The organism is Lelliottia nimipressuralis (assembly GCF_004402045.1).
Classification (GTDB): Bacteria; Pseudomonadota; Gammaproteobacteria; order Enterobacterales; family Enterobacteriaceae; genus Enterobacter; species Enterobacter chinensis.
In genome coordinates, this window is sequence record NZ_SOMG01000025.1 from 1 (window position 1) to 874 (window position 874).

Genomic DNA, 874 nt, shown 5'->3' on the forward strand with positions numbered 1-874 from the left:
GGGGTGAAGTCGTAACAAGGTAACCGTAGGGGAACCTGCGGTTGGATCACCTCCTTACCTTAAAGAACCTGCCTTTGTAGTGTCCACACAGATTGTCTGATGAAAAGTAAATAGCAAGGCGTCTTGCGATTGAGACTTCAGTGTCCCCTTCGTCTAGAGGCCCAGGACACCGCCCTTTCACGGCGGTAACAGGGGTTCGAATCCCCTAGGGGACGCCACTTGCTGGTTCGTGAGTGAAAGTCACCTGCCTTAATATCTCAAAACTCATCTTCGGGTGACGTTTGAGATATTTGCTCTTTAAAAATCTGGATCAAGCTGAAAATTGAACGACACACAGGTTATGTGTGTTCGAGTCTCTCAAATTTTCGCAATTTGATGATGAATCGAAAGAAACATCTTCGGGTTGTGAGGTTAAGCGACTAAGCGTACACGGTGGATGCCCTGGCAGTCAGAGGCGATGAAGGACGTGCTAATCTGCGAAAAGCGCCGGCGAGGTGATATGAACCTTTGACCCGGCGATGTCCGAATGGGGAAACCCAGTGTGATCCGTCACACTATCGTTAACTGAATACATAGGTTAACGAGGCGAACCGGGGGAACTGAAACATCTAAGTACCCCGAGGAAAAGAAATCAACCGAGATTCCCCCAGTAGCGGCGAGCGAACGGGGAGCAGCCCAGAGTCTGAATCAGCTTGTGTGTTAGTGGAAGCGTCTGGAAAGTCGCACGGTACAGGGTGACAGTCCCGTACACGAAAGCACACAGGTTGTGAACTCGAAGAGTAGGGCGGGACACGTGGTATCCTGTCTGAATATGGGGGGACCATCCTCCAAGGCTAAATACTCCTGACTGACCGATAGTGAACCAGTACCGTGA

The 874-nt window shown here is 50.5% G+C and carries 1 tRNA gene and 2 rRNA genes; all 3 read left to right on the forward strand.

Annotated elements, in window-relative coordinates:
- A 16S ribosomal RNA gene (locus E3U32_RS17185) occupies nt 1–57 on the forward strand; the annotation flags it as partial.
- Between the two features lie 85 nt (nt 58–142).
- A tRNA-Glu gene (locus E3U32_RS17190) sits at nt 143–218 on the forward strand.
- A gap of 191 nt (nt 219–409) precedes the next feature.
- Nucleotides 410–874 (forward strand): 23S ribosomal RNA (locus tag E3U32_RS17195); the annotation flags it as partial.